A 3,747-nucleotide genomic window follows, 5' to 3' on the forward strand; every position below is an offset into this window, starting at 1 on the left:
CCGCTGGGTGGGGGTGCAGCTACAGGCCCTCTCCGGGTCGCCGTGCCAGCCACAGAGGCAGGCGTGTGCAGGGCAATCGGGGTATTCAAGGTAACTTGACCTACTTTCTTCCTCGCAAGAAGCCGGGGCCGTCGGGGAAAGGAGAAGTTCGGGTTGCCCTGATTGAGGAGCACCGCCGGACAGGGGCCAGCGCCCGCAGCCTGGCCCGGAAGTATGGGGTGAGCAACGGGACAGCCTGGAGGTGGGTGTATGGGAAGCGTGTTCGTCCGAAACGGGAGCCTGACCCCCGCTACCCGTATCCCCTCCCCGATGCGCTGTGGCAGCGGTTGGAGCCGCTGTTTGAACCCCAAGCCAGAGGAGCCCCACCCCGCTACGCCAGGCGCTCCCTCGTGGAGGCCATCTTCCTGGTGCTGCGGGAGGGGCGGCCCTGGAAGAGCCTGCCGTCCAGCTACCCGCCGGGGAAGATGGTCTACTGGCACTATCAGAACTGGGTCAGCCAGGGGGTGTGGGCGGAGGTGGAGGCGCTGGTTTCGGCAGGCGAGCTGGATTCCAGTCCAGGAGCCTGCTAGCCTTGGTACGTGCGAGGAGCTTATCTATGGAACTGCTGGAGGCCAGGCGCGCACAGCGCTTCACCCTGAGCGAGGCTGCCGAGCTGCTGAGGGAGCCGGTAGAGCGGGTTTCCCTGGAGCTGGTCAAGCGATGGCCGCAGGCCGACCCCCAGCTTGTCACTGGAGCCCAGCTGGAGGCCTGGAAGGGGCTGCGGTGGTTCCTGTACGCCTGCTTCAGCCTGGCCGAGTTGGCCGGGCTAAGCCGGGCTGGATACCGCCCGCCCGAGCTCTTCGAGGCCGCCTATGCCAAAGCCGTCCTGGCCAGCCTGCGCAACGAAGCCCTGGAGGAACTTGATTTCGGTCTGTCGCCAACATCCAGCCTGCTGGAAAGCCTGGAGGAGCGCCTTAGCGGACGCTGGCAGAAGATAGCCCAGCAGCTGATCGAAGCCAGAGACCGTCTGCGGGAGTGCCACCGCTTTCTTCGGGGTGGCTCGGCGCAGTTGGACGAGGCAGCCAGGTGGCTAGGGACGCTGAGCACCTTCCTGGAAAGCAGCCGGGGGGAGTGGCCGGCTACGGTGAGCGAGGACATCGCCCGCTGCACCCAGAGGGTACTTTCAAGGCTGTTCTACCTGAGGGTACAGCTGGAAACCTCGGAAGAGGAACTCGAGGCAATGGGCTGGCGCACGGACTGGACAGAAGCCGACACCCGCGAGGAGTTGCTCGAAGCCCTGCGGGAGCTGGGGGTCTTGGTGGGTAGGCTGCGGCGGGAGCTGGTGCGGCACTGCCGGGTTGCCCTCTGACGCCGGGGGCCGCGCCTCAGCGCTCACAGGCCACCCCGTCCCCATCCCGATCCAGTCCTGGGCGGTACCCCGGCTGGCCCCGGTAGAGGGGCGCGGCTCCGGCAGCTCGGGCCTCGGCGCAGCTGCGATAGTAAACGCTGCTTGGTGGGGTAGCTGGACTTCTTGGCGCTCCGGCGCTGGGCGGGTTAGCCGGGTTGCGGCGGTACTCCCAGGGCGGTGTGAAACGCCCTTGCCAGATGCCCCGTTTCAGAGCCTGGGCCTGGCGCTGGGCGTCAAGGTAGACACTCCCTCCGTACCTGACGTAAGCGAGGGCCCAGCCCTGTTCCACCAGCCAGCGGTTGATCTCTATTCCACCCACGTAGCACACCGCCACCATCCGTCCGTAGCGGTCGGTGTCCCGCCGCTCGCAACGCACGGTGCGCTGCCCTAGGAAATCCGCCAGGGCGAAAGCGGCGCGGCGTCCACACGGCCAGGCCTTCCCCGAAGCGTCCAGGCAGGTTTGTGAGGACTCCACCGCGTCTATGCCCCACAGCCGGATGCGAACACCCTGCACCTCCAGGGTGTCCCCGTCTATCACGCTGGCACGACCTGTTAGGGTCTGCTGAGCCTGGGCCAGGCTCAGCAGGGTCAAAAGAGCAACAAAAAGTCGTAACATGATAGATAATCCTAATCAATGGCAACGCTAACGGATGAACAAAAAGCGGTCGTGGAAGCCGCAAAGACTGGTAATCATCTCAAGGTGGTGGCCTTCGCCGGGGCGGGCAAGACTTTCACCCTGGTAGAAGTCGCCAAAGCGCTGGCAGGCAAGCGCATCCTCTACCTGACGTTTAGCAAGGCTCTGGCAGAAGAGGCTAAGGAGAAGTTCGGCGACCTGGCCGACGCGATGACCAACCACGCCCTAGCCTACCAGAAGACGGGCAAGCCGTTTGATGAGAAGAATCGCTTGAGGGGAAGTCTCTTCCAGGCCCGCCGCCTGCTGGCTGAGGACATGCCCGGCCTCGATGACCTTCGGGAGTGGGGCTTCCGCGACCGGGAAGAGGCCCTGTTCCCGGTGCTTGAGACCGTGAACCGCTTTACCCAGTCGGAGGCTGAAACTGTCAAAGCGGAACACATCCCTGACATCCTACGCCTGGAGATCGAGGCAGCAGGCAAGAGATTTGATGACTTTGCGGCCTGCCTGGTGCCCCTGGCCCAGCGGGCGTGGGAGCTTTTATCAGACACAGAGGCCAGCTATCCGGTCAGCCACGATGTCTACCTCAAGCTCTACCAGCTCACCCGCCCCCAGCTCCCCTACGACGTGATCCTCTTCGATGAGGCCCAGGATGCCAACCCCGCGATGCTTGGCATCCTGCTGCCCCAGGCCGCACAGCGCATCTTCGTAGGTGACCCCCACCAGCAGATCTACGCCTGGCGCGGTGCGGTGAACGCCATGGAACGCCTCGACGGGCAGGAGCTCCTCCTCTCCCAGTCTTTTCGCTTCAAGGAACACATTGCAGATGAGGCCAGCGAACTGCTCCGCCTCTTCAAAGGGGAGGAGCGCCAGGTGCGCGGCAACCCCAAGCCGAAACAGGACGGATCTACTGCCATCCTCAGCCGCACCAACGCCGGGGCGCTCCGGGAGGTGCTGGCGCTGCTGGAGCAGGGCAAAAAAGTAGCTCTGGTGAACAAGATTGAGGAGCTCACCGATGCCCTGGAAGCCGCCTACCGCCTTTACCAGGGGCAGAAACCCCGCCACCCTGAGTTCTCGCTCTTTAGCAGCTGGAAACAACTGAAGCACCTCATTGAGCGCTTTCCCACCATTGCCGCACAGTACCGGCCCTACGAGCGCCTTGTCGAGGAGTACAAAGACAGCATTCCCAAGGTGTGCCGTACCTTGCGCAACAGTTTGGTGGACGAGGAACATGCTGAGGTGGTGGTCTCCACCGCTCACCGCTCCAAGGGCCGCGAGTGGGATCGGGTGACTCTGGCAGAAGACTTCACGGGGGTGACCTTAGCCCAGGAGAACCCCACACATCGGTGTGTGAAGCTGTACCCAGAGGAGGCCAACCTGACCTATGTGGCCTTCACACGCGCCCGCGATACCCTGGTCAAGGGGGCCTTCGCAGAGGCCCTTGAACGACAAAAAGATCTCGCCAGGGAGCTCAAAGCTGGCAAGCGTCAGCTCTGTACACCAGAGATTGAGGCGCAAGCGCGCAAGACCGATCCACGTACCCCAGGTCTTTTGGGTCGATTCTGGAAGAGGCTATTTGGTGGCTAAATAACTCGAGCCCTGCTTCACCAGCAACCCCAGCCGCTCCAGCCGCCGGAGCCTGTCGCTGGCGGAACTCTTGGCGATTCCAAGCGCCCGGCTGACGCTCGAAGGGCCCACCGGCCCTGCTGCCGCCAGGCGCAGCACCTCC

Annotated in this window: 5 protein-coding genes; 3 read left to right on the forward strand and 2 right to left on the reverse strand. The window is 63.9% G+C overall.

Translation table 11 applies throughout. From position 1 onward, the window contains the following. Positions 1–95 precede the first annotated feature (95 nt). Positions 96–569, forward strand: a complete 474-nt coding sequence (locus ABWU19_RS14445; protein WP_435902355.1) for a transposase — start codon at positions 96–98, stop codon at positions 567–569. Between the two features lie 26 nt (positions 570–595). After that, on the forward strand, positions 596–1,348 hold the full coding sequence (locus ABWU19_RS14450) for a hypothetical protein (protein ID WP_119358795.1): 753 nt from the start codon (positions 596–598) through the stop codon (positions 1,346–1,348). A gap of 16 nt (positions 1,349–1,364) precedes the next feature. Here ABWU19_RS14450 and ABWU19_RS14455 read toward each other — a convergent pair whose 3' ends face one another. Next, entirely contained in the window at positions 1,365–2,003 is a 639-nt protein-coding gene (locus ABWU19_RS14455) for an excalibur calcium-binding domain-containing protein (protein ID WP_119358794.1), read from the reverse strand. A gap of 18 nt (positions 2,004–2,021) precedes the next feature. Between ABWU19_RS14455 and ABWU19_RS14460 the strand changes: the two genes are divergently transcribed. Then, positions 2,022–3,605, forward strand: a complete 1,584-nt coding sequence (locus tag ABWU19_RS14460) for a UvrD-helicase domain-containing protein (RefSeq protein ID WP_119358793.1) — start codon at positions 2,022–2,024, stop codon at positions 3,603–3,605. Here the strand turns inward: ABWU19_RS14460 and ABWU19_RS14465 are convergent. Then, complete coding sequence (locus ABWU19_RS14465) at positions 3,591–3,743, reverse strand: helix-turn-helix domain-containing protein (protein WP_435902356.1); 153 nt, start codon at positions 3,741–3,743, stop codon at positions 3,591–3,593. The two genes, ABWU19_RS14460 and ABWU19_RS14465, sit on opposite strands and share 15 nt — an antisense overlap. Positions 3,744–3,747 lie beyond the last annotated feature (4 nt).

Origin of the sequence: Meiothermus cerbereus (assembly GCF_051297115.1) — a bacterium.
In the GTDB taxonomy this organism is placed as follows: domain Bacteria; phylum Deinococcota; class Deinococci; order Deinococcales; family Thermaceae; genus Meiothermus; species Meiothermus cerbereus_A.